21 protein-coding genes and 1 pseudogene are annotated in these 22,332 nt (G+C 70.7%); 12 read left to right on the top strand and 10 right to left on the bottom strand.

The window, feature by feature from the left end:
• The first annotated feature begins 142 nt into the window (after positions 1-142).
• From ACIBK4_RS04560 to ACIBK4_RS04525, 8 genes are all read left to right on the top strand, one after another.
• Entirely contained in the window at positions 143-1,318 is a 1,176-nt protein-coding gene (locus ACIBK4_RS04560; RefSeq protein ID WP_398992029.1) for an aspartate aminotransferase family protein, read from the top strand.
• 80 nt (positions 1,319-1,398) lie between these two features.
• The gene (locus tag ACIBK4_RS04555) at positions 1,399-1,866 is read left to right on the top strand and encodes an aromatase/cyclase (protein ID WP_398992027.1); all 468 of its coding nucleotides are present in this window, start codon (positions 1,399-1,401) and stop codon (positions 1,864-1,866) included.
• Positions 1,859-2,416 (top strand): flavin reductase family protein, encoded by a 558-nt coding sequence (locus tag ACIBK4_RS04550; protein ID WP_398992025.1) that lies wholly within the window; start codon positions 1,859-1,861, stop codon positions 2,414-2,416. The genes ACIBK4_RS04555 and ACIBK4_RS04550 overlap by 8 nt, the downstream gene beginning before the upstream one ends.
• Positions 2,413-3,759, top strand: coding sequence for an NAD(P)/FAD-dependent oxidoreductase (locus ACIBK4_RS04545; protein ID WP_398992023.1), 1,347 nt, complete (start codon positions 2,413-2,415; stop codon positions 3,757-3,759). Before ACIBK4_RS04550 ends, ACIBK4_RS04545 begins: the two co-directional genes overlap by 4 nt.
• A 101-nt stretch (positions 3,760-3,860) precedes the next feature.
• Entirely contained in the window at positions 3,861-4,541 is a 681-nt protein-coding gene (locus ACIBK4_RS04540; RefSeq protein WP_366431404.1) for a class I SAM-dependent methyltransferase, read from the top strand.
• An 11-nt stretch (positions 4,542-4,552) separates the two neighbouring features.
• On the top strand, positions 4,553-5,971 hold the full coding sequence (locus tag ACIBK4_RS04535; RefSeq protein ID WP_398992020.1) for a cytochrome P450: 1,419 nt from the start codon (positions 4,553-4,555) through the stop codon (positions 5,969-5,971).
• Positions 5,968-6,984 carry a hypothetical protein gene (locus tag ACIBK4_RS04530; RefSeq protein ID WP_398992018.1) on the top strand — a complete coding sequence of 339 codons (1,017 nt, stop codon included), beginning with the start codon at positions 5,968-5,970 and terminating at the stop codon, positions 6,982-6,984. Before ACIBK4_RS04535 ends, ACIBK4_RS04530 begins: the two co-directional genes overlap by 4 nt.
• Positions 6,981-7,460 (top strand): SRPBCC family protein, encoded by a 480-nt coding sequence (locus tag ACIBK4_RS04525; protein WP_398992016.1) that lies wholly within the window; start codon positions 6,981-6,983, stop codon positions 7,458-7,460. Before ACIBK4_RS04530 ends, ACIBK4_RS04525 begins: the two co-directional genes overlap by 4 nt.
• An 85-nt stretch (positions 7,461-7,545) precedes the next feature.
• Here ACIBK4_RS04525 and ACIBK4_RS04520 read toward each other — a convergent pair whose 3' ends face one another.
• The 3 genes from ACIBK4_RS04520 to ACIBK4_RS04510 form a co-directional block, all read right to left on the bottom strand.
• Positions 7,546-9,099 carry an ABC1 kinase family protein gene (locus tag ACIBK4_RS04520; RefSeq protein WP_398992014.1) on the bottom strand — a complete coding sequence of 518 codons (1,554 nt, stop codon included), beginning with the start codon at positions 9,097-9,099 and terminating at the stop codon, positions 7,546-7,548.
• A gap of 102 nt (positions 9,100-9,201) precedes the next feature.
• A complete protein-coding gene (locus ACIBK4_RS04515; RefSeq protein ID WP_398992012.1) occupies positions 9,202-9,822 on the bottom strand; it encodes a hypothetical protein in 621 nt (206 codons plus the stop codon).
• A gap of 63 nt (positions 9,823-9,885) precedes the next feature.
• Positions 9,886-10,389, bottom strand: coding sequence for an RNA polymerase sigma factor (locus ACIBK4_RS04510; protein WP_398992010.1), 504 nt, complete (start codon positions 10,387-10,389; stop codon positions 9,886-9,888).
• A 345-nt stretch (positions 10,390-10,734) separates the two neighbouring features.
• On the opposite strand from ACIBK4_RS04510, the gene ACIBK4_RS04505 reads away from it, so the two are divergent.
• A complete protein-coding gene (locus ACIBK4_RS04505) occupies positions 10,735-12,153 on the top strand; it encodes an ATP-binding protein (RefSeq protein ID WP_398992008.1) in 1,419 nt (472 codons plus the stop codon).
• A 141-nt stretch (positions 12,154-12,294) separates the two neighbouring features.
• The gene (locus ACIBK4_RS04500) at positions 12,295-12,690 is read left to right on the top strand and encodes an immunity 7 family protein (RefSeq protein WP_398992006.1); all 396 of its coding nucleotides are present in this window, start codon (positions 12,295-12,297) and stop codon (positions 12,688-12,690) included.
• A gap of 24 nt (positions 12,691-12,714) precedes the next feature.
• Here the strand turns inward: ACIBK4_RS04500 and ACIBK4_RS04495 are convergent, their stop codons facing one another.
• The 6 genes from ACIBK4_RS04495 to ACIBK4_RS04470 all read right to left on the bottom strand — a co-directional run bounded on the left by ACIBK4_RS04495 (position 12,715) and on the right by ACIBK4_RS04470 (position 19,074).
• Positions 12,715-13,050, bottom strand: a complete 336-nt coding sequence (locus ACIBK4_RS04495) for a hypothetical protein (protein WP_398992004.1) — start codon at positions 13,048-13,050, stop codon at positions 12,715-12,717.
• A 40-nt stretch (positions 13,051-13,090) separates the two neighbouring features.
• Positions 13,091-13,657, bottom strand: a complete 567-nt coding sequence (gene grpE / locus ACIBK4_RS04490) for a nucleotide exchange factor GrpE (RefSeq protein WP_398992002.1) — start codon at positions 13,655-13,657, stop codon at positions 13,091-13,093.
• Complete coding sequence (locus tag ACIBK4_RS04485) at positions 13,654-14,796, bottom strand: tetratricopeptide repeat protein (protein ID WP_398992000.1); 1,143 nt, start codon at positions 14,794-14,796, stop codon at positions 13,654-13,656. The genes grpE and ACIBK4_RS04485 overlap by 4 nt, the downstream gene beginning before the upstream one ends.
• 30 nt (positions 14,797-14,826) lie before the next feature.
• Positions 14,827-16,437: an Hsp70 family protein gene (locus ACIBK4_RS04480; RefSeq protein ID WP_398991998.1), complete on the bottom strand. Its 1,611-nt coding sequence runs from the start codon at positions 16,435-16,437 to the stop codon at positions 14,827-14,829.
• 319 nt (positions 16,438-16,756) lie between these two features.
• Positions 16,757-17,512 carry an SDR family oxidoreductase gene (locus ACIBK4_RS04475; RefSeq protein ID WP_398991996.1) on the bottom strand — a complete coding sequence of 252 codons (756 nt, stop codon included), beginning with the start codon at positions 17,510-17,512 and terminating at the stop codon, positions 16,757-16,759.
• 38 nt (positions 17,513-17,550) lie between these two features.
• A complete protein-coding gene (locus ACIBK4_RS04470) occupies positions 17,551-19,074 on the bottom strand; it encodes an FAD-dependent monooxygenase (RefSeq protein WP_398991994.1) in 1,524 nt (507 codons plus the stop codon).
• A 58-nt stretch (positions 19,075-19,132) separates the two neighbouring features.
• Here ACIBK4_RS04470 and ACIBK4_RS04465 point away from each other — a divergent pair, with 58 nt between their 5' ends.
• Positions 19,133-19,747 (top strand): TetR/AcrR family transcriptional regulator C-terminal domain-containing protein, encoded by a 615-nt coding sequence (locus ACIBK4_RS04465; protein WP_398991992.1) that lies wholly within the window; start codon positions 19,133-19,135, stop codon positions 19,745-19,747.
• A gap of 38 nt (positions 19,748-19,785) precedes the next feature.
• On the opposite strand, the pseudogene ACIBK4_RS04460 reads toward ACIBK4_RS04465, so the two are convergent.
• A pseudogene (locus ACIBK4_RS04460) lies at positions 19,786-21,143 on the bottom strand (M14 family zinc carboxypeptidase).
• Between the two features lie 178 nt (positions 21,144-21,321).
• Here ACIBK4_RS04460 and ACIBK4_RS04455 point away from each other — a divergent pair.
• Positions 21,322-22,296 (top strand): glycoside hydrolase family 11 protein, encoded by a 975-nt coding sequence (locus ACIBK4_RS04455; protein WP_398991990.1) that lies wholly within the window; start codon positions 21,322-21,324, stop codon positions 22,294-22,296.
• The last annotated feature ends 36 nt before the right edge of the window (positions 22,297-22,332 follow it).

Below are 22,332 nucleotides of genomic sequence, written 5' to 3'. Positions count from 1 at the left end.
TCCAGTCGCCGTGCAGCCGCCTCCCCCCACCCCCGCAGAGCCGACCGCCCCCACCCCCACAAGCCCACCCCCCGCCACCCCAACCCCACCCCCCACCACCGCCGAGCTCTACCACCGTCACCTCAGCACCGGACGCGCAGTCATGGGCACAGTGCTCGGCGGGATGGCCGAGGTGTACTCCGAAGGCGCCTGGGTGTACGTCGACGACGGGCGGCGGTATCTCGACTTCGGGGGCTACGGCGTTTTCATCCTGGGGCATCGGCATCCGGCCGTACTCGACGCGGTGCAGGGGCAGTTGGGTGCGCATCCGTTGGCCACGCGGGTGTTTCTGGAGCCCGTTGCCGCGCGGGCCGCGGCCGCGCTTGCCGCCCGTACCCCGGCCGGGCTCGATCACGTGCACTTCGTCAACTCCGGTGCCGAGGCGGCCGAGGCGGGGCTGAAGCTGGCCCGTGCTCATGGGCGCAACGCGTTGGTGAGTACCGTGTCCGGCTATCACGGCAAGACCCTGGGGGCGTTGAGCGTTACCGCCAACTCCCTTTATCAGGAGGCTTTTGAGCCGTTGCTGCCGGACACCGCGCAGGTTGCCTACGGGGACTTGGGCGAGTTGGAGGCGGCACTGCGTCAGCGTCGGGACCGGGCCTGCGTGATTCTTGAGCCGGTGCAGGGGGAGGGCGGGGTGCGGATTCCGCCGCCCGGGTATCTCGCGGAGGCGGCCGCGCTGTGCCGGGCGTACGGCGCCTTTCTGATCGTGGACGAGGTACAGACCGGGTTGGGGCGGCTCGGCAGCTGGTGGGGCGTGGACGCGGAGGGGGTCGTGCCCGATGTCCTTCTCGTGGGGAAGGGGCTGAGCGGCGGTGTCGTGCCGGTGGCCGCGATGGTGGCCACCAAGGATGCCTATGGGCCGTTCTCGCGCGACCCCTACCTCCACACCTCCACCTTCGGCGCCTCGCCGATCGCCTGTGCCGCGGCGATGGCCGCGGTGGAGACGATCGACCGCGAGGACATCGTGGGCCGGGCCGCCGCGCTCGGCCGGCAGTTGCTCGGGGGAGTCGAGGAGATCTGCGCCCCCTACCGGGAGCGTCTCGTGCACGAGGTCCGGGGCCGGGGACTGCTCATCGGGATCGAGTTCACGCAGGCGCAGGCCGTCGGCGAGACGCTGCTGGAGCTGGTGAGCCGCGGTGTCCTGGTCAACCACTCGCTCAACTCCACGCGCGTCCTCCGGCTGACGCCCCCGGCGATCGCCGACGCGGACGAGGTCCAGTTCTTCCTGGACGCCCTCGCCGAAGCACTACGGGCCGTGCACACCCGCCTCGGCTGACTACCCCCCCCAGGACCGCTGTACGACAGCACCACCCCCTTTGGTCACGACAGCCCCCCACGCCAGTGAGGACGAACCCCATGCGCCAAGTGACAGTCCGGATGACGGCTCAGGGCATCGACCCCGAGCACGCCTACCGGAGGATCAGCGACTTCAGCCGGTACCCCGAACTCACCACGACCGTACGGGCGGTGGAGGTGCAGCCGCCGCGTCCCGACGGTTCCGTGGTCTCCGCGTGGACGGTGGCCTTCCGCAACGGGCTGATGCGCTGGACGGAACGCGACACCTTCTCGCCGGCCGCCCGCTCCATCGCGTTCGAGCAGCTCAGCGGTGACTTCGAGACCTTCGAGGGCAGTTGGGCCTGCGAGGCGCACCCGGACGGCACGACCGTCACTTTCCGGGCCGCGTTCGACCTGGGGATCCCCACCCTCGCCGAGATCCTCGACCCGGTGGCCGAGTCGACGTTACGCACCAACATCGAGAAGATCCTCCAGGGTCTGCTCGGCACGGTGTCGCCGGCCGGTCTCGCGGACGCCGCGCATGGCTGACCTCGCCCTGGCCCGGCCCTTCGATCCGGGCGAACAGTTGCGGGACGAACCCGGCCCCGACACCGAACACTGCCTGCGCCTCTACGCGAAACTCGCCTCCGGCGTCACCGTGATCACCACCCAGGGCGGGACCGGCCCCACCGGAATGACCGTCTCCTCCCTCACCTCGCTCTCGGCCCGCCCACCCCTCCTCCTCGCCTGCCTCCGCAACGGCTCCCACACCCTGTCGGCCATCAGCGGCCAGGGCGTCTTCGCGGTCAACCTCCTCCGGGACAGCCAGAGTTCGCGAGCCGCCCGCTTCGCGGATCCGGCCGTCCCGTCGCCGGAGCGGTTCCGCGAGGTCCCGCTCCGTCGCGTCCTGGGCGCACCCGTCTTCGGCGACGCGCTCGGCTGGTCGGTCTGCCTGGTCGAGGACATCCGCCGCTACGGCGACCACAGCGCGGTGGTGGGACGGGTGGCCGCGGTGCAGGTGGCGTCGGGCCGGCCCCTGCTCTGGCACGACCGGCGGTTCGGGGCACTGTCAGGAGCCGGGGAAGGAGCGCCCCAGTGACCCTGTTCGCGCCGGGCACGCCCTGCTGGGAGCCCGGGGACCCGGACGGCACGGACCCGCCGTCCACCGTGCGCGGCCGGATCGGTGCCGATGTCGCGGTGGTGGGCGCGGGACTCGTAGGACTGTCCACCGCCTTCCACCTCGCGGAACGTCAACCCTCCCTGGACATCGTGGTGGTGGACGCGCGGCGGCCGGCGGCCGGGGCCAGTGGGCGGGGCACCGGGCTGCTGGGACCGCGCGTGGGCCCGCCGGTCGACCGGGCGGTGCGGCGGCACGGGCCCGCCGTCGCCCGCCGGATGCACCGGGCCAGCGTCGAGGCCGTACGACAGGTCGTGGAGCTGTGCGACCGGCTCGGGGTGCCCTGCGCGGACGGCGAACAGATCGTCGCGGCGCGTTCCCGCACCGGGCTTGCGTCCCTGGCCCGGCAGGCCGCCGCCTACCGCGCCCTGGACCTGGAGGTGCCCGTGTTGTGCGCCGCCGACATCCGGCGCCGGGTCGACGTGCCGTACCACGCGGGGTTGCTCCACCGGCATACGGCCACCCTCGATCCGGCCGCGCTGACGGCGGCCCTGGCGAGGGCCTGCGTCGCCAAGGGCGTACGGCTCTACGGCGGCAGCCCGCTGCGGGAGGTGCGCGGCGGGGACGGACAGCAGCCCCAACTGCTGTTCCCGCACGGCATGGTGAGGGCACCGAAGTCCGTGCTGGCGGTGAACGCCGGGGTGGCCGGGCTCGGGCTGCCGGTCGGCACGGTGCTCGGGCTTGAGGTGCACGCGGTGGCGACCGAGCCGCTGGGCCACGAGGCGCGGGCGCTCCTCGGGCAGGGCGGCCTGGCGGTGATCGACGCGGTGCCACTCGCCCCGTACTTCCGCCTCACCCCGGAAGGCCGGCTGGTGGTGGGAGGCGGTACCGCCCTCTGTCCGGACGGGATCGGACCACGTCGTACGGCCGTGCTGCGGGTCTTCGCCTTCGACCGGCTGGAGCGGTGGCTACGGGCACTGCACCCCGCCCTGGCCGGGGTCGAGGTCACGCACCGCTGGGCGGGCGGGATCGGGGTGACGGCGGACGGGCTCCCCGTGGTGGGACCGGTCCGGGGCCGACCCGGCGTCTGGTACGCGGGCGGCTGCAACGGGCACGGTCTCGCGATGTCGGTGGCCCACGGCTCCCACCTCGCCGCGGCCCTCCTGGGCGACGCGGACCCGCATGACCCACTGCCCTGGCACCGCTCCCGAGCACCACGCCTGCCGGTATCGGGCCCGGCCCGCCCGCTGCTGCGAGCCCGGCTGGCCTCGATGGACCGCACGGTCCGCCGCGCTGCCTGGCCCGAGCTCGGACCCCGGGGGTGAGGAGCCGCCGTAGAGCATCCGTGCCGTAGGTCATCCGTCCGACCCCCCTTCGACTGCTCACCACCACACGGACGCCAGGGCGACCGGGAAAGGAAACGTCAATGATCGGGACACTGTTGGCAAGGCCGTTGGAGCTCATGGAGGAGAACTTTCGGAGGCCGGTCGGGAGAGCCGGGCGGTTCTTCGGGAATCTGATGGCGGTGCAGCACCGGAGTCTCACCGAGTGGACGATCGAGCACATGGACGTGCGCGGCCGTCAGCGGGTGCTGGACGTCGGCTGCGGCGGGGGCATGGCGGTGAAGCTGTTGTCGCGGCGGGCCGCTCAGGGGTTCGTCGCCGGGGTGGACTACTCGATGGAGATGGTCGAGCAGGCGGCGCGGCGGAATGTGCCGGCCATCGCGCGCGGGCGGGTCGAGGTCCGGCACGGGGATTGTTCTCAACTGCCGTACGAGGACGCGTCGTTCGACCAGGTCTGCGCTATTGAGACTTTTTACTTCTGGCCGGACCCGCTGGGCGGGCTCGCCGAGGCGTACCGGGTGCTCAAGCCGGGCGGGCAGGTCGCCGTCACGCTGGAGATGAGCCGGGAGGCCGCCGACGATCCGTCACTCACCCAGCGGTTCTTCGGGCGGCGCTTCACGGAACGTTCGCAGCGGGCGGGGCTGCACATCCTCTCCGGGGACGACCTGGTGGAACGGCTCACCAAAGCCGGGTTCCAGGACGCCCGCTTCGTGTCGGAGCCACGCCGTTCGCTGGGCTGGGTCTGCGCCCTGGCACGGAAGTGAGGGTGAGGGACATGAGTGTTGTGCGCGATGGTGTCCTGGGTGCTCCTCGGGCCGCCGGGTTGCCCTTGCTCGGCAGCGTGCTGGACTTCCGGCGCGACATCCTCCAGGCCATGCATCGCGGGCGTAGCGCCCATGGGGACCTGGTGCAGTACCGGCTCGGGCCCGTCGCGGTGCACGGCGTGACCAGTCCGGAGCTGGCCGCCGAGGTGCTGACCGACAGTGAGCGGTTCGGGAAGCTCGGGCCGGACAATCCGTTGCGGCTCGTTCTCGGTGAGGGGCTGCTGACCAGCGACGACCACAAGAGCTGGCTGCGCAACCGGCGGATGATGCAGCCGATCTACACCAAGCAGGCCCTCGCGGGAATGTTCGCGACGATGGGCGTCTCGGCCGCCGAGCAGATCGCGCACATGGCCGACCGCTACCGCACGGGCGCGGTGGTGGACCTGCACACGGAGATGATGCGGGTCACCCTCGACATCGTCAGCCGCTGCATGTTCAGCACCGATGTGAGCCGGACCCTGGCCGGGCTCGGACCGGACGCGGTGGACGTCGCCATCAACTACGCCTTCGACCGGCTGCAGAACCCGCTGAGCCCGCCGACGTCCTGGCCGACCCCACGCAACCGGCGCTTCCAGGACGTCATGCGGGGACTCGACGACCTCATCTACCGGATCATCGCGGAACGCCGGCAGCCCGACGCCCCCACCGGCGGTGGGGATCTCCTCGACATGCTGCTGGCCGCCCGCGACGCCGACACCGGTGAGGGGATGACCGACCGGGAGCTGCGGGACGAGGTGATCACCACCTTCGCCGCCGGGCACGAGACCACCGCGATCACCCTCACCTGGGCCTTCTACCTGCTCTCCCGGCACCGGGACGTGCTGGAGCGGGTCCAGCGGGAGGTCGACGGCGTCCTCGGCGACGAACTGCCCACGCCTGACGACCTGGCGGAGATGCCGTACACCCTGCGGGTCTTCGAGGAGGCCCTGCGGCTCTATCCGTCGGCGCCGATCCTGCCCCGGCTGGTGCGGCGGGACACCGAACTGGGCGGCTACCGGGTGCCGGCCGGGTCACGCGTCCTGGTGAACCTGTACGACATCCACCGGCACCCGCGGCACTGGCCGGACCCCGAGCGCTTCGACCCGGACCGGTTCCTGCCGGAGGCCGGCAAGGGGCGGCACCGCTTCGCGTATCTGCCGTTCGGCGCGGGGCCGCACCTGTGCATCGGGAAGCACTTCGCGCTCATGGAGGCGCATCTGCTGCTGTGCGCCCTGGTGCGCCGCTGGGAGTTCCGCCATGTTCCCTCTCACCGGGTGGTGAACCACGCCACCATCACGCTGCGGCCGCGGTACGGAATGCTGATGACGATGCATCAGCGGACGCCCTCGGCCGCACGCACCGCCCATGTCGCCGGAGAACGGACCTCATGAACGCCGACGCCTCGCTCCTCGACCCCGAGCACATCAACCGGACCCGTTACCGGCCGGGCCAGCGGGCCGGTCACTACGAGAGCTTCTACCAGCGGGGCAACCACCCCACGGAACCCCGCGCGTTCTGGATCAGGTACACCGTGTTCAGCCCGGCCGGGATGCCCGAGGCGGCGATCGGCGAGCTGTGGGCGATCTGGTTCGACGGGGTGACCGGTCGGCATGTGGTGGCCAAGGAGGAACACCCCATCGCCGACTGCCACTTCAGCACCGAGTCGTTCGGCGCCCGGGTCGGCGACCGCGTGCTGGAGCCGGGCCGCCTCAAGGGCGAGGCACGGGGACCGGACGGCCGGATCGGCTGGGATCTCACGTACAGCGGGGGCCAGCAGCCGCTGTTCCTGCTGCCGCCGAGGATGTACACGGGCGGGTTCCCCAAGGCCAAGAGCCTGGTCGGCACACCGCTCGCCGAGTACAGCGGCAGCCTCGACGTCAATGGCGAGGAGATCTCCATCGACGGCTGGACCGGCAGTCAGAACCACAACTGGGGCAGCCGCCACACCGATCACTACGCCTTCGGGCAGGTCGCCGGGTTCGACGGGGAGCCCGACAGCTTTCTGGAGGTCGTCACGGCCCGCGCCAAACTCGGCCCGGTGCACATCCCGCAGGTCACCTTCCTCGTCCTGCGCCACGACGACCGCGAGTACTCGCTGGTGTCCCTGCGTCAGGCGCTCTCCGCCAAGGCCGACTTCGGCTACTTCTACTGGGACTTCGCCACGTCCGACGGCACCGTCGACATCCGCGGCCGGATGACCGCCCCCAAGGAACGGTTCGTGGGCCTCAACTACTACAACCCGCCCGGCGGGATCAAACACTGCCTCAACACGAAGATCGGCTCCTGCACGGTGGAGATCGCCAACCGGGTCACCGGCAAGCGGACCGCGCTCAAGACCGACAGCCGCGCCCTGATGGAGATCCTCACGGACGACCGTGAGCACGGCATCACCATCCGCGCGTGAGGGGCTCGGCCGTGCTCACCGAGAGCATCACGGTCCGGGTGCCGCCGGGCACGGCGTACGCGGCCGTCAGCGACGTCACGCGCATGGGGCAGTGGAGTCCGGAGGTCCGCGGCTCCCAAGTGCTGGGCGGCCGCGGGCCCGTGCGCGTGGGAACCCGCTTCGTGGGACTCAACCGCGCCTCGTGGCTGCCCTGGGCCACCCTGTGCACGGTGGTCGCCGCCGAGCCGGAGAGCCGCTTCGCCTTCAGGGTCAGCTTCCTGGGTGTCGCCCTGTCCCAATGGACGTACCGGTTCAGGGAGTTGCCCGGGGGCTGCGAGGTGACGGAGGAGTGGCTGGACCTGCGCTCGCCGGTCGCGGGACGACTGCTCACCGCCGTCACCCCGGTGTTCACGGGCGTGGTCCGGCGCCGCGAGCGCAACCGCGCGACGATGCGGGCGACCCTCGCCGCCCTCCGGGCAGCACTGGAGAGCGGCTGAGGCGGAACCCTGTTGGTTTGGTGGGCGGTTGAGGACGGGGTGCGCCCGGACCCGGCTCCGGAACCGGCCTCAGACCCTGGACGCGTCAGCGGGTTCTACGGCGGTGATCGAGCAGCAGCGCCATCGCACCCAGGGCGATCAACCCGCCGTAGGAGGAGCCGCGTTGGCCTCCCAGGGCGGCCGGGGTCCTGGGGTGGTGGACCTGGAGTGCGAAGCGCCGGTTGGACGCGTCGGCCAGCAGTCCGCGCAGCTGCTCGGGGCTGGTGGTGGCCGTGACCATCAAGTCCATTGCCGTACGGCCCAGTTGCTCCAGCGAGATGAACTCGCCCAGCAGGGACATCACGATGCCGCGGACCTCGCCCTTGAAGATCTCCGCGAGCGACAGCTCGGGCGCCAGACAGCGCACCGAGCCTTCGAGGTTGGCGAAGGACTTGCCGAGCAGGGAGATCGAGGGCGCGGAGCCGATGCCCCGCTTCGTGGCCTTCTCCAGCACCGTGGTCAGCGAGACGCCGAAGTTGAGTTCGCCCAGCGAGGCGCTGGAGATCTTGGGGACCAACGCCGCCATGTCGGCGGCGAACGCCGGCAGGTTCGCCCAGGCGGTGAGCTTCCCCATGTCGGCCCAGGCGCGGGCCAGGCCGTGTCCGTCGTTCTGCGCCAACGCCATGAGCAGGGGCAGCAGTTGGAGGCTGGTCCGCTTGTCGAGGCGTCCGACCATGCCCCAGTCGATCAGGGTCGCGGGTCCGCCGGGCAGCGCGAAGACGTTGCCCGCGTGCGGGTCCGCGTGGAACGTCCGCTGCACGAAGTAGCCGCGGTACATGAACCGCAGCAAATCCTTGCCGATGTCGGTGCGTTCGCGGTCGCTGAACGCCCTGGGGTCCAGATGCCGTACGGACATGCCGGGAGCCATCGACTGCACCAGCACCCGGGGTGTGGCCAGGAGGACCTCGGGGACGGCGAGGGTGCTGAAGTCGCGGGCCGCCTCCCTGCCCTCCTCCATGTTGCGGGCCTCGCCGGTGAAGTCGAGTTCGGGTTCCATGGCGTCGAAGATCGAGCCCAGCATCGCCTCGACGTCGATGACCTCGTTGAAGCGGGGTGCCGCGCGGGCGACGATGCGGGACGCGCGGCGCAGCAGGGCCATGTCGGCCCGTACCGCCTCGCGGATCGCCGGCCGCTGGATCTTCACCACGGCCGGTCTGCCCCCGGGCAGGGTCACCTTGTAGACCTGGGCCAGCGAGGCCGCGCCCAGGGGCTTGGTGGTGTCGATGTCGTCGAACCTGAGCTTCCAGTCCGGGCCGAGATCACTCTCCAGGACCGGCTCGAACACGGAGAACGGCTGCACGTCGACCTGGTCGTGCAGGTTCTGGAACTCGGCGATCATCGACGGCGGCACCATGTCCGGCCGCGTGGACAGGATCTGGCCGAGCTTCACGTAGAAGGGGCCGAGGCTCTCCAGGGCTTTCCGTACGGCTCTGGCGCGTCGTTGGGCGTCCCCGGCGGCGGATTCCTCCTCCTCCGCCGGGGACCGGCCGTTCCCCTTGGATCTGCCGCGTTCCCGCGCCGTGTGACCGACCTCGTCGGCGATCAGACTGCCCAGCACCTTCACGACCAGCCGGAGCCGGTCGCCGATCAAGGTCCTCACGACGCGGGTTCCCTCCTAAGGGTTCTCGGGGTTCTGCGGCAGCCGGCCCGGCGCACCGGGCGCGGACCGCGGGTCAACGGCCTGGTGACAGGACGGCGTCGGTCATCCCTTCTTGGCCGGCGTACGGACCCCGGCACTTGCCGCGACATCGCTGATCGTGTCGAGAGCGCCGACCAGCGTGGAGAGCAGGTCGGTCAGTTTGGCGATCTGCTGGGGCAGGGTCGCCAGGGACTCGGCCAGACCGCCGAGACCGCCCACGGCACCGGGCAGCCCCGCCGCCGCACCGGCGAGCTGGCCGAAGGCGGCGAGCGGATTGTTGGTGGAGGAGGGGGACTGGCCGGCCAGCCCGGCGAGGGCGGCCGCCGGGTTCGCGCCCGCCAGGACGGCGAGCGGGTTGGCGTTCGCGAGTGCGGCCAGGGGGTTCACCGAGCCGGAACCCCGGTCGGAGGAGGCGCCCGCCAGGAGGGCGAGCGGGTTGGCGCCGGCGAGTGCGGCCACGGGGTTCAGCCCGCCGCCGCCGAACGCCGCCATCGCCTGCAGTGCCCCGAGGGGCGTTCCGGCGAGGGCCGCCATCGGATTGCCGGAGCCGAACCAGTCCGGGAAGTCGGACTTGTTGGACTTGTTCGGCGGGTCGAGGAAATCGTTGAAGGCCTTGTTGGAACTGTCGGCGATATCGCCGAGTAAGTTCTTGATGGTGTCCTGTGCACTCGGTTTGTCAGCCACTTTTTCGGGTGTCCTTCCCTAGGGGCATCATGGAATTCACCAGAATGCCCAACCGTTTTTCGGTCATCCGCAGGATTCGCCCAGAGACTGGGTGCACATGTGCCGGAGCCTGGCTCTGCCACGTGTGAATGCACCCTCGGCGGCCTTTACGGAGATCTGGTTGATGCGGGCGAACTCGGCGATGGAGATACCGTCGGCCCGCGCGAGCATCACCTGCCGCTCCCGGCCCCGGAGCTGGCCGGCCTGCCGGAGCAGCCAGCGGCCGAATTCCCGGTCGCAGACGGCCTCCTCCAGCATCTCGGGCTCCCCGTCGGTGATGCGCAGCAACAGCCGCTGCCAGCGCTCCCGTTCCCGGTAGCTGTCGATGCACAGCCGCATGGCGACCGTGGTCAGGAACGCCCCGAGCCGGTCGCGGTCCAGGTCGCGGTGGGTCGCCGCCCGCAGCATGGCCTCCTGGACGCAGTCCTCGGCGTCGTGCGGATTGGGCAGTCGCCGGCGCACCAGACGCAGGAGGCGTTCGCGATGCTGGAGGACTTCAGTCCAGAAGGAATCGCGGCATAAGTGCATGCGTGTCACCAATGATCGAACGAAAGAAATGCTCCGGCGATTGGGTTCACGCCTGCCGCCATGCGACGAAAATACCCTCCACTCTTTCCACCCCCTCGCCCGTCCTTTCCTTTCTTGGATGGAAACAACGGCTTTCTGCCCTGGGGGGAGGTGGTTAACCCGCCGATCAGACCCTTCCTTCGTTTGAATGAGAAAATGAGAAGGGATAACAGTATCTTCGGGTTTGTTGAATCTGGGGTTCGGTGCCGTGTGTGGCGCATGGCGAGGTGGCGGGCCGGCGAGGCTGGTTGCTAACATCTACGTTAGTAACGTCGTCGTTAGTACCAAGCCCGGAGGTCGGCCCGCATGGTGGATTTCGTAGGCCGGCGTCCGGAACTGGCGACGCTGGAGCGGGAGCTGCGGAAGGTGGCGGCAGCCGTCGGCGGGGAGCGGCCCGGGCGGTGCCTGATGTTGCGTGGGCGGCGCCGGGTGGGCAAGTCGCGGCTGGTGGAGCGGTTCGCGGAGCGCTCCGGGGCCCCGTTCCTGTTCTACGCGGCGACCGGCGCGTCCCTTCGCAGCGATCTCGCCCGGCTCGCCCGGGACGCCCAGGCGTCGACGCTGCCGATGGCGCCGCTCGTGGCCGCCGCCCGGCCGGAGAGCTGGGACGCGGCGTTCGACGTGCTGGCCGCGGCGCTGCCCGCCGACCGGGCGAGCGTGCTGGTCGTCGACGAGGTGCCGTACCTGATGGATGCCGACGGCGCCTTCGAGGGGATGCTGCAACGGGCCTGGGACCGGGTGCTGGAGACCAAGCCCGTGCTGCTGGTCCTCATCGGCTCCGATCTGTCGATGATGGAGGCCCTGAACAGCTACGGACGCCCCTTCCACCAGCGCGGCCGGGAGATGGTGCTGGGGCCGCTGAACCCCGCCGAGGTGGGGCGGATGCTCGGGCTGGCACCGGCGGAAGCCTTCGACGCCGCGCTGGTCACCGGCGGGCTGCCGCTGATCTGCGCGGAGTGGCCGCGCGGCGCCGGGCTGTGGGACTTCCTCGACGAGGCGCTGAGCGACCCGGTCTCGGCCCTGCTGGTGTCGGCCGAGCGTTCGCTGGCCGCCGAGTTCCCGCCGCAGGCCCAGGCTCGTACGGTGCTGGCGGCCATCGGCAGTGGCGAGCGGACCTTCACCAACATCGCCCGTGCGGCCGGCGGGATCGGGGCCACGCCGTTGCAACGGGCGCTGGAACTGCTCACGGAGAAGCGGATCGTCGCCGCGGAACTGCCCGTGTCGCCGCGTCCGTCGAAGGACCGTCGCTACCGGGTGACGGATCCCTACCTGCGGTTCTGGTTGCACCTGCTCGGCCCGTCCATGGAGGAGATCGAGCGGGGGCGGGGCGATCTGACCCTGGCGCGCATCCGGGAGAACTGGACCAGCTGGCGCGGCCGGGCGGTCGAGCCCCTCGTCCGCGAAGCCCTGGCGCGGATCCTGCCCGACGACCGGCTCCCCGCCGCGCCCGCCGTCGGCGGCTACTGGACCCGCACCAACGACGTCGAGATCGACATCGTCGGGGCGGACCGCGCCCCCATCGCCAAAGAGCTGCTCTTCGTCGGCTCCGTCAAGTGGCTGGAGCAGTCCCCCTTCGACCGGCATGACCTGGCAGCCCTCCATCGCCATCGGGCCGCCCTCACTCCGGATCCCGTTCCCGTCCTGGCGGTCTCGCGCAGCGGAGTCGACTGCCCGGGACTCGACGCCGCCTACGGCCCCGACGATCTGCTGACGGCCTGGCCGCTGTGAGCGGCGGATGACGGACGCGGTACGGGAGTTGGGGGCGTGTCACACAACCACGCGTGCCCTTACCCGAGTTGCTCGGCTGCTCGACGAAGTCGTACCCGCCCGGGGTGAGCCCGCCCGGATCGCCGTTACCGAAAGAGGACCATGTACGAGTTCCACGGCTGGTTCGGCATCGCGGAGTCGCCGGAGGAGGCCGACACCGGCACTCTCGACGAGGGCATCGCCGAGCTGAGGGAGCGGATCGAGGCGCTCGACTGGTCGACGGGCGAGGCGGTGCTGCGCGCCCACAACGGGGAGTGGTTCGTGCGCGCCGACGGGCTGGTCAACCGGCGGCGTGACGAGGCCGAGGAGCTCGATGCCCTGGTCGCCTTCGTCGCCCGGCGCTTCCCCGGCGCGTGGGGTCTCCTGTACGAGCGCGCGGACGACCTGCCCTCGCCGCCGGGGCCGGGCGCCTTCCGGGTCCGGGTGCTGGCCCGCGGTGAGGTGACGGAGCGGCTCGACCCGTTTCTGTCGCCGGTGCGGCCGCTCATCGAGGACTGACCGGGCGTCAAGTCGCCGCTCCCGTCAGCCCGGTGCGTCCGCCGCGCGCCGGTTGCCGATCCGGACGACGATTTCGGCCACGAGCGTCGGGACCACCAGCACCACGCAGCACACGAAGCCGAGCAGCCCGCTCTCCAGCCAGACGACCGGACGCTCGTCCCAGCACTGAACCTGTTGCCGGGTGCAGCCGATGTCCGGAGGGAGCGGTGGCACCGGCAGGTTGAACCCCATGACGACGACGAGCACGGAGACGACGGCCCCGGTGGGCAGCAGGGTCCAGCGGATCCACGGCGGCCCCCACCACGACAGGATCCAGCCGACGGCGATCACCGCCGGCAGGATCCATACCTGGGCACTCATTCCCCCACCGCATCGGTCCGCGACATCGAGTTCCGGCCCCTCACCGCTCGGTATAGACCCGCACCTGCTGCGGCCGAACGATACGCGCGTCCATCCGGTAGCCGTGCCGCACCACCTCCGCGACCTCCCCGCTCTGTTCCGGGGAGAGCGCGGCCAGCGCCCCTACGGCCTCCTGCGTCTCGGGGTCGAACGGGTTGCGGGTGACCGGGATACGGGTCATGCCGTATTTCTCCAGCACGGCCAACAGCTCCGCCGCCACCGAGCCGACGAACGCGTCGTCCTGCGTGGCCTGCCGTTCGATCCGGTCGACGAGGAGGACGAGGTCGTAGAGGAGCGGCTGTACGACGCGGCCCTCGGCGGCCTGGTGTGCGTGGTCGAGCTCGGTGAGCAGTCCGTCGAGGCTTCGGCGGACCTCCCGGTCGTTGAGCAGCCGGCGGCGGAACTGGTCGCCGAGGGCGGCCAGTTCGTCGCGCATGCCGTCGACCGCGTCGGCCACGACGGCGAACGGGTCGGGCTGCGCCGCCGGGCCGGGCGGCGGCTCGGCCGGCGCCACGGGCTGGGGGACGGGCGGGTCCTCCGGCTGGGGCGGGTGCGGTGGAGTGGTCATGAGAAGCTCCTGATCTGCGGCCTTTGGTGCGGGGGCAGGTCGTTCAACGTGTGCTGCCAACGCGGCTTGACCCCCATCACGAAGGGCAGCAGGAAGAGTCCGGCTACGAGCAGCACTCGCAGCGGGGTCGAGTCGTATGCCAGGCCGAGGAGGCAGATGCCCATGATCACGGCCATGCTGTTGTGCCAGCGCCAGGTCTTGTCGAGTGCCGTGCTCGCCTCGGCCCGGTAGCCGTTCAGGCGGTCGGCGAGTCCGGGGTCCGTGATGCCGACGGCCAGCGCCTGTTCCACGCAGTGCGTGACCAACGGGACGCCGGCCTCCGAGGCGATGACGTACCGGCTCCTGGCCGGGTGATAGACCATGGCGCCCTCGGCCCGCAGCGACCAGATGCGGCCGATCTGGTCGCGGACGGCCGGGTCGCCGGACCGCTTCGCCAGGGCCTGTTCGTAGTTGCTCAGCGCCTCGTCGTACCGCTGGGCCTGGTACAGGCTGTCGGCGGCGGCGACCCGTGCGTCCGTGTCGTCGGGCGCGAGCCGGGCCGCCTCCAGATGCCAGTTGGCGGCGGTCGTGGTGTCGCCGCGCGCCTCGTGCACCCGGGCGATCAGGGTGTGGGTGAGCGCGTCGCGGGGGTACAGCTCTCGGGCCCGCTGGAACTCCTGCAACGCGTCCTTCCACTGACCCTGTCCGGCGTGGACCGCACCGAGCAGCCGCCAGGCGTCGCCGTTGCCGTCGTCGTAGTGCACGGCCTGCCGCAGCTCGTACAGCGCGCCCTCGTGATTGCCCTGGCTGATCATGCTGCGGGCGTGTCCCACCCAGTCCCGGCCGCCCAGGGTGGGGTGCGGTCGAGGCTGTGTCTGCGGTCCGGGCATCGGCTCCGGTGCGCTCCGGCGCTGTCGCGACTGGTCCAGTCTTCGGTGGTAGTCCTGGCGCCGGGCCGGGTCGAGCAGGTCGTGCCGCGCCCGGGATATCAGCTCCACCTTGTCCTCGGCCTCCCGCCGCTTCGTGGCGTCGGGGGCCCGGCTCGCCCGGCTCGACCAGGTGCGGAACGCCTTGTCGAGCTCTCCTTTCACCGTGTCCGCGGACGCGGACCGGTCGATCTGGAACTCCGTGTAGTAGTCGGGGACGTCCTCGGTCGTCATCGCTGCCGGCTCCCGCTGGAAGGTCAGGACCTAGAGGGTCGGGATGCGGGCGACACGGTCACCGAGCTCGGCCAGCTCGGCGGCGTTCAGGTTGTCCGGGCGTTCGAGCTCGAACTCGCCGAGCCACTTGCCCGTCGTGACGTCCTTCACCTCTACGTGGATGACGCCGTCGACGTCGTAGGAGTACGACACCTCGAACGGCGCGCCCTTGGGATAGCGCGGGATGTCGATCGTGCCGTCCCCGACCGTCTTCACGTACTCCAGGTCCTCGTCGTCCCCCTCCGTCACCTGGACCTTGAGCCGGCTCTGCTGCTCGGCGACGGTGTGGAAGGTGTCGCTCTTCTTGGCCGGCACGGGCGTGTTGTGCGGGATGATCACCGCGTTGTACTCGACGTCGAGGTCCGCGTCGCGGAGCGCGATCATGCCGAGCGACTGCGAGGTGACGTCCTTGATGGACTTCACCTTGCCCTTGGTGAGGCGGGCCAGGCCGTCGCCGGGCGCGGAGTCGACGGCCGCGCCGCCGCCGACGTACTTCCGCTTCTCCTGCGCGTCCTCGGCACGCACCGCGGCGTCCAGCCCGATCAGCGCGGCGCCGAGCGCGACCACCTCGTCCTGGGCGATGCCGCGCTCGGGCTCTCTCCCGGCCAGCCGCTGGATCAGCTCCTGCACCATCGGCATCCGCGTCGAGCCGCCGACCAGCAGCAGCCGGTCGATGCCGGACCAGCCGAGCCCCGCCTCCTCCAGCACGCCCTCGGTGATGATGCGGGTGCGGTCGAGCAGGTCGGCGGTGATCTCCTCGAACTTCTCGCGGGTCACCCGGATCTGCTCGTGGCGGCCACCGGCGGAGAGGATCACGACGGACTGCGGGGCGTTCGAGAGGGTGCGCTTGGCGATCTCCGCCTTGTCGCGCAACTCGGCCTGCAGCGCGCTGTCTTCGGTGAGGTCGGGACCGCCCGCGGCGATGAACGCGCCGTTGAGGTGGTTCATCAGGGCGCCGTCCCAGTCGAAGCCGCCGAGGTTGCGGTCGCCGTCGGTGGCGATCACCGTGTAGTCGCCGTCCTCGACGCGCATGACGGTGACGTCGAAGGTGCCGCCGCCCAGGTCGTAGACGAGCACGGTGCCGATGTCCTCGCCGTCGTCCCGGCCGTCGCCGGCGGACTGGTCGAGGCCGTAGGCGAGCGCGGCCGCGGTGGGTTCGTTGACGATCCGCAGCACATCGAGACCGGCGAGCCGTCCGGCGTCCTGCGTGGCCTTGCGCCGGGCGTCGTCGAAGTACGCGGGTACGGTGATGACCGCCTGCTCGACCGGCTCGCCGAGCATCATCTCGGCGTCCTCCTTGAGGCGTTTGAGCAGCAGGGCGGAGATCTCCTCGGGCCGGTACGCCGTACCGGACTCCGAGTGGTAGACCGGTTTCGTCTCCCCCATGTAGCGCTTGACGAACTGCACGACGTGGTCGGGCGCCGTGGCCGCGGACCGCTTCGCCTGGGAGCCGACGACCACGGTGTCGCCCTGGAACATCACCACGGACGGGGTGATGTTCTCGCCCTCCCGGTTGCGGACGATGGACGGCCGTCCCGAACGGTCGGCCACCGCCACCGCGCAGTACGTCGTCCCGAGATCGATGCCTACAACACGCGTCACCGCTCATTCCCCCTTATGTGAGCAGAACTGCTGACAATCCCAATTGTGCTCATTCCGTGGCCCGTTGGCTGCTTTTCGGCAAGAACCGTTTGACGGTTTTCGGCCGGTCCGGTGTGCGGCGCCCGAGCCCGGCTCCGGCTCGCGCTCCGGCTTCGATTCCGCGCGGGCGTACGCGCTCCAGCGCACGGATACGCAAAGGGGCGCGGGGAACCGATCAAGCGCCCCAGCGCACGGGAACGCCAAGGGGCGCGGGGTGAACTGAACAAGCGCCCCCGCGCCCCGCATCCGCTCCCCGACAGTTGCCAGAGGTCGACAGTTGTCAGAAGCCCCGCCGCGCCCCGCCGTCCACCGACACCATCACCCCGGTGACATACGAAGCCGCCGGCGACAGCACGAACGCGCCCGTGCGGCCGAACTCCTCCGGCGATCCGTACCGCCCGAGCGGAATCGCGGCCTCGTTGGCGGCCTGCCTGGCCGCCGGGTCGGGGGCCAGACCGTCCAGTTCGCGCATACGGTCCGTGGCGATCCGGCCCGGGAGCAGGCCTACGACGCGGATGCCGCGGGGGCCCAACTCGTCGGCCAGGGACTTGGCGAAGCCGGCCAGGCCGGGGCGCAGGCCGTTGGAGATGGCCATGCCGGGGGCCGGTTCGTGGGCCGTGCCGGAGAGGACGAAGCCGATGACTCCGCCGGGTCCCAGTTCCGCCGCGGCCGCCCGGGCCAGCCGTACCGCGCCCAGGAACACCGACTCGAACGCCGTCTGCCACTGGTCGTCGGTGGTGGCCGCCACATCGCCCGCCGGCGGGCCGCCGACGCTGACGAGGATGCCGTCGAAGCCGCCGAACAACTTCCGTGCCGCGGCGATCAGTTGGCGAGGGGCCTGCGGGTCGGAGTTGTCCACGGCGACGCCGGCCGCGTCCGGGCCCAGCTCGGCCGCCGCCTCCGCCGCGCGCTTCTCGTCGCGGCCGGTGACGACCACTTTGGCGCCGTCGGCGACCAGTTCGCGGGCGATGGCGTAGCCCAGCCCGCGCGTGCCGCCGGTGACGACGTACACCTTGTCCTTCAGTCCGAGATCCATGAGTCCTGTCCCTTCCTGTCTCTTGTGTCCGGTCCCTTCTAGAGGCCCAGGGTCGTGGTGACGACGGCGTCCACCCGCGCCGCCAGCTTGGTGTCGTCCTCGTCCGTCCACGCCCAGGTGACATGTCCGTCGGGGCGGACCAGGGCGGCGCGTACGTCCGCCCACGCGGGCCGCGTCCGGTCGGGCGCCCCGGTGTGCACGGCGATCCGCCGCTGGGCGCGGTCCGCCAGCGCGCCGCTCTCCGTCAGGTCGAGCAGGACGTACGCGTCCGCCCGCAGCGCGCCGAACAGCGTGCCGTCCGTGCTGGTCAGGGGCAAGTCGGGGGCGCGGGTTCCGGTCACCGGGTGGGCCGTCGGGTCGGCGCTCGGGTAGGCGACGTCGAGCGCGGTGAGGCGGCCGGCGAGTACGTCGCTGAACTCCCGTGATTCCGGGACCATTCGGCTCAGCAGGTCGCGCAGGGCGAGGCCCTCCGGTGTGAAGGCGTGGAACAGGTAGGTCTGCGCGCGGCTGTGCTCCATCAGCTGCTCGCCGACCGGGTAACGGTCGGTGTGGTAGCTGTCCAGCAAGCCCTCCGAGGCCCAGCCGTCGATCGTCGCGGCCAGCTTCCAGCCGAGGTTGAAGGCGTCCTGGAAACCGACGTTCATGCCGACGCCGCCGGTGGGGTAGTGCTGGTGCGCGGCGTCGCCGGCGAGCACGACGCGGCCACGCCGGTAGTGGGAGGCGAGGCGGGTGGCGTTGCCGTAGCGGGAGAGCCAGGACGGGTCGCGCATGCCGAAGTCCTCGCCGGCGATGTCGACGACCTTCTGCCGCAGCTCGTCCATCGTGAAGTCGCCGGGCCATTCCGTGGTCGCGCTGTCGGGGCTGGTGCCCGCGATGCGCCAGCGGTTGTCGGGCAGCGGCACGATCATCAGGCCGCCGCGCTCGGTGAACCGGTTGAAGCCGGGCGCCGGCGGGTTGTCGAAGAGGACGTCACCGAGCCAGCCGAGATAGCGCGAGTCCGTCCCGGGGAACTCGATCCCGGCGACGTCGCGCACGGTGCTCCGCGTCCCGTCGCAGCCCGCGATGTACTCCGCCTCGATCTCGTACGGCCCCTGCGGCCCCTCCACCTGGACGGTCACCGAGTCCGCGTCCTCGGTGAAGCCGGTGACGCGGTGCCCGCGCCGGATCGTCGCGCCGAGCCCGCGGGCATACTCCTCGAAGAGCGCCTCGGTACGGGCCTGGGGGATGAAGAGCGTGTACGGGAACGGGGTGTCCATGACCGAGAAGTCGAGCCGGTTGGACAGGTTGGCGAAGTGCCCGGTGGAGATCTTCAGGCTCTCGTCGAGGAAGCGTTGGTGGATCCCGCGCGAGGCCAGCACCTCGACACCGCGCGGGTGCACGGTGAGCGCCTTGGAGCGGTTGTCGATCTCGGTGCGGATCTCCAGGACGGTGACGGAGATGCCGTTCAGCCGCAGCTCGGCGGCGAGCCAGAGGCCGACGGGGCCGCCTCCGGAGATCACGACCTGCTCTGTTTCCACCCGCTGTGCCCCGGCCTGCCGCGCTGCCGCCTGCTGTGCGCTCATGAGATCACCCATTTCTTGGTCGCTGACCTAGAGTCTTTGAGTGCAGTAAACTAGGTCGGTGACCAACAAGCAACAGAGCGACCGACTGGATCCGGCCACGGTGATCCGCGCGGGTCTGGCCCTCCTGGACGAGAAGGGCCTGGACGCGGTGTCCACGCGCGCGGTCGCCGACCGGCTCGGCGTGCGGATCAACACCGTGCAGTGGCATGTGAAGACCAAGGCCCGGATGCTGGAGCTGATGGCGGACGCCGTACTTGGCGAGATTCCGCTCACTGACCTTCCGGAAGTCCCCGCCGAACGCGCCCGCGAACTGGCCCGCCGGTTCCGCCGCGCCCTGCTGTCCTACCGCGACGGCGCGGCCCTCGTGGTCGGCACCTACGCCGCCGAGCCCATGACCCTGGCCTTCGCGGAGAGCCTGGTCGAGGCGCTGCTCGCCTCCGGCCTGGACGAGCGCAAGGCCGCGTGGACCGCGTGGGCGCTCGTCTACTTCGCCCTCGGTCTCACCCAGGAGGAACAGGCCCTGGATCACCGCCCGTTGGGCGACGTCCTGGCGCGCGCGATCTCCGAGACGACCCACCCCGCGCTCCACCGCGTGGCCGGCCATCTCGCGCCGACGTCGTTCGAGGAGCGGTACGAGTCCGGGGTGGCGGCGCTGCTGGCCGGGGGGCGGTGAGGGGGAGGGCCTCTCAGGGCGCCGGTCCGTCACGCGTTTCAGCGAAGCGCCGTCAACGCGCTCTCGCCGGCGGCCAGAACCGTGCGCGCCTGGTGTTCCACCTGGTGGCGGACCGGTACCCAGCGCACGCGCAGGGCTTCTTCGGCGTCGGTGCACCACGCGGTGAAGAGTTCGTCGAGTTCGCGGTACAGCGCCGGGGCCGCCCTGTCGCCCGATGCCTTCAGCAGCCGTAGCAACAGGCCTGCCGCGCGGACGGGTTGGCGGCGGGCGACGATGTTCAGGGCCGCGACCTGGGCCGTCGTCAGGTGTCGAGGGTCGTCGGCGGTCGACGCGGCGGCTGCCTGACGGGCCAGTGGTTCCCAGGAGTCGGCGACCATCTCGTAGAGGCCGTCGGCCATCCACTCCACCACCCGCCTGAGCGGGTCGTGTTGAGGCGACGGCAGGAAGACGCGTGCCTTGTCGAGTACGGCGGTCACCTGACGCCCGCCGTCCAGGACCAGGTCGGCCAGTTCGCGGAGCGCGTGCTCGGCATCCGGGTACGGGGACAGGTCCTCGGCCAAGTCGCTTGCCCACATGGGGACTTCGACGATCGCGGTGACTCCGCCGTACCGCGCGGGCGCGCACCAGGTCGACGCCCCGATGTTCTCCGAACCGGCCGCGAGGCGCGCGGTGTTGTCCGGCGGGGGCAGGACGTAGACCGCGGGACCGGGGTTCTCCCAGTACAGGGCGTCGTACGTGCCGTGCTGGAGGGGGATGCGGAGTTCCGCGGCGGATCGGCGGAAGGGTGCGGCCAGTTCGGGGAGATCGCGGTCAACTGGACCCAGCTGCCGCCGATGTCGGTGCTGTGGAGCGAGCACTGGAGGACGGGACGGAGCTCGTCGATCACCGCGAACAGGGCCTGGCTCTCGGGGAGTCGGCACCCGACGATCGGCGCCCACTCCGGCTGCTCGGCGGCGATCGGGCGGTAGGTGGTGCGGTAGTAGGTCCGCAGGGTGGGGACGGTCGCGGGAGCGGCCGTGGCTTCTTCGGCGCCGGCCTCGCTCACGGCCGCGCCGTCCGGGTCGAGACACAGGACGAAGTCCCAGGTGGCGAGGGCGGGGTCGGTCGCCGCGAACGGCCGCTCTCCGCGCGCCACTTGCTCCGCCAGCACGAGCGCGGTCGCGCCGCCGACCGGCTCGTCGGGGTGCGGTCCGGCGACCACGAGGACGTGGTGCGGGCCGTGTCCCACGGACAGCATCAGGATCGGGCGGCCCGCGCGGGAGCTGCCGATCCGGCGCAGTCGGCAGGCCGCGGGATATCGGGAGACCAACTGCCGCGCGGACCCGGTGACTTCGGCGACCGTGGGATAGCGGGCCGTATGATCGGGGAATTCTTCGAAACATTCGGGCGAAAACATTCGACGGTCGGATCTTGATTGTCGGCGATCCATGGGCGACCTCCCGGCGTGAATCGTTCAATAGTGGCTATGAGCTGGGGAATTAGACGAAGCGTCCCGCATTCGCGAGCGGCGAATATTTCGTACTCGGCACCGAAACTATTGACAGTTGGCAGGGGCAGACCAAAACTGACGCGCCATGGACAACACACCCGCACGCACGTCGAAACACTTAAGGCTCTCCGTCAGCGGAGCCTGCGCCTTGCTGCTGGCCCTCCTGGCGCTGATGACCCTGCCCGGCACCGCCCGTGCCGACACGGTCGTCACCACGAACCAGACCGGCACCAACAACGGCTACTACTACTCGTTCTGGACCGACTCCCAGGGGTCGGTCTCCATGAACCTCGGCTCCGGCGGCAACTACAGCACCAGCTGGAGCAACACCGGCAACTTCGTGGCCGGCAAAGGCTGGAGCACCGGCGGGCGCCGGAGCGTGACGTACTCGGGGACCTTCAATCCGTCCGGCAACGGCTATCTGTCGCTGTACGGCTGGACCTCGAACCCGCTCGTCGAGTACTACATCGTCGACAACTGGGGCACCTACCGGCCCACGGGCACATACATGGGCACCGTCACCAGTGACGGCGGCACGTACGACATCTACAAGACCACGCGCTACAACGCCCCTTCGGTGGAGGGCACGAAAACCTTCGACCAGTACTGGAGCGTGCGGCAGACGAAGCGGACCGGCGGCACCATCACCACCGGCAACCACTTCGACGCCTGGGCCCGCGCCGGCATGCCGCTCGGCAGCTTCAGCTACTACATGATCCTCGCGACCGAGGGCTACCAGAGCAGCGGCAACTCCAACATCACGGTGGGCGGGACGAGTTCGGGCGGCGGCACCAGCGGCTGCACGGCGACCCTGTCCGCCGGTACGCAGTGGAGCGACAGGTACAACCTCAACGTCGCGGTCACCGGTTCCAGCAACTGGACCGTGACGATGAACGTCCCGTCACCGGCGAAGGTCCTCTCCACCTGGAACATCGCGGCCACGTACCCGAGTTCGCAGGTGCTGTCCGCCAAACCCAACGGCGCGGGCAACAGTTGGGGCGCCACCATCCAGCCCAACGGCAACTGGACCTGGCCCACGGTCTCCTGCACGGCGAACTGACCGTCCCCACCCAACTCCCAAGGCTGGAGGACCACT

It is taken from the genome of Streptomyces sp. NPDC050528, from assembly GCF_044457795.1.
Classification (GTDB): domain Bacteria; phylum Actinomycetota; class Actinomycetes; order Streptomycetales; family Streptomycetaceae; genus Streptomyces.
The sequence above is the reverse complement of the archived record's forward strand: the minus strand, read 5'-3'. Positions and strand labels throughout refer to the sequence as shown.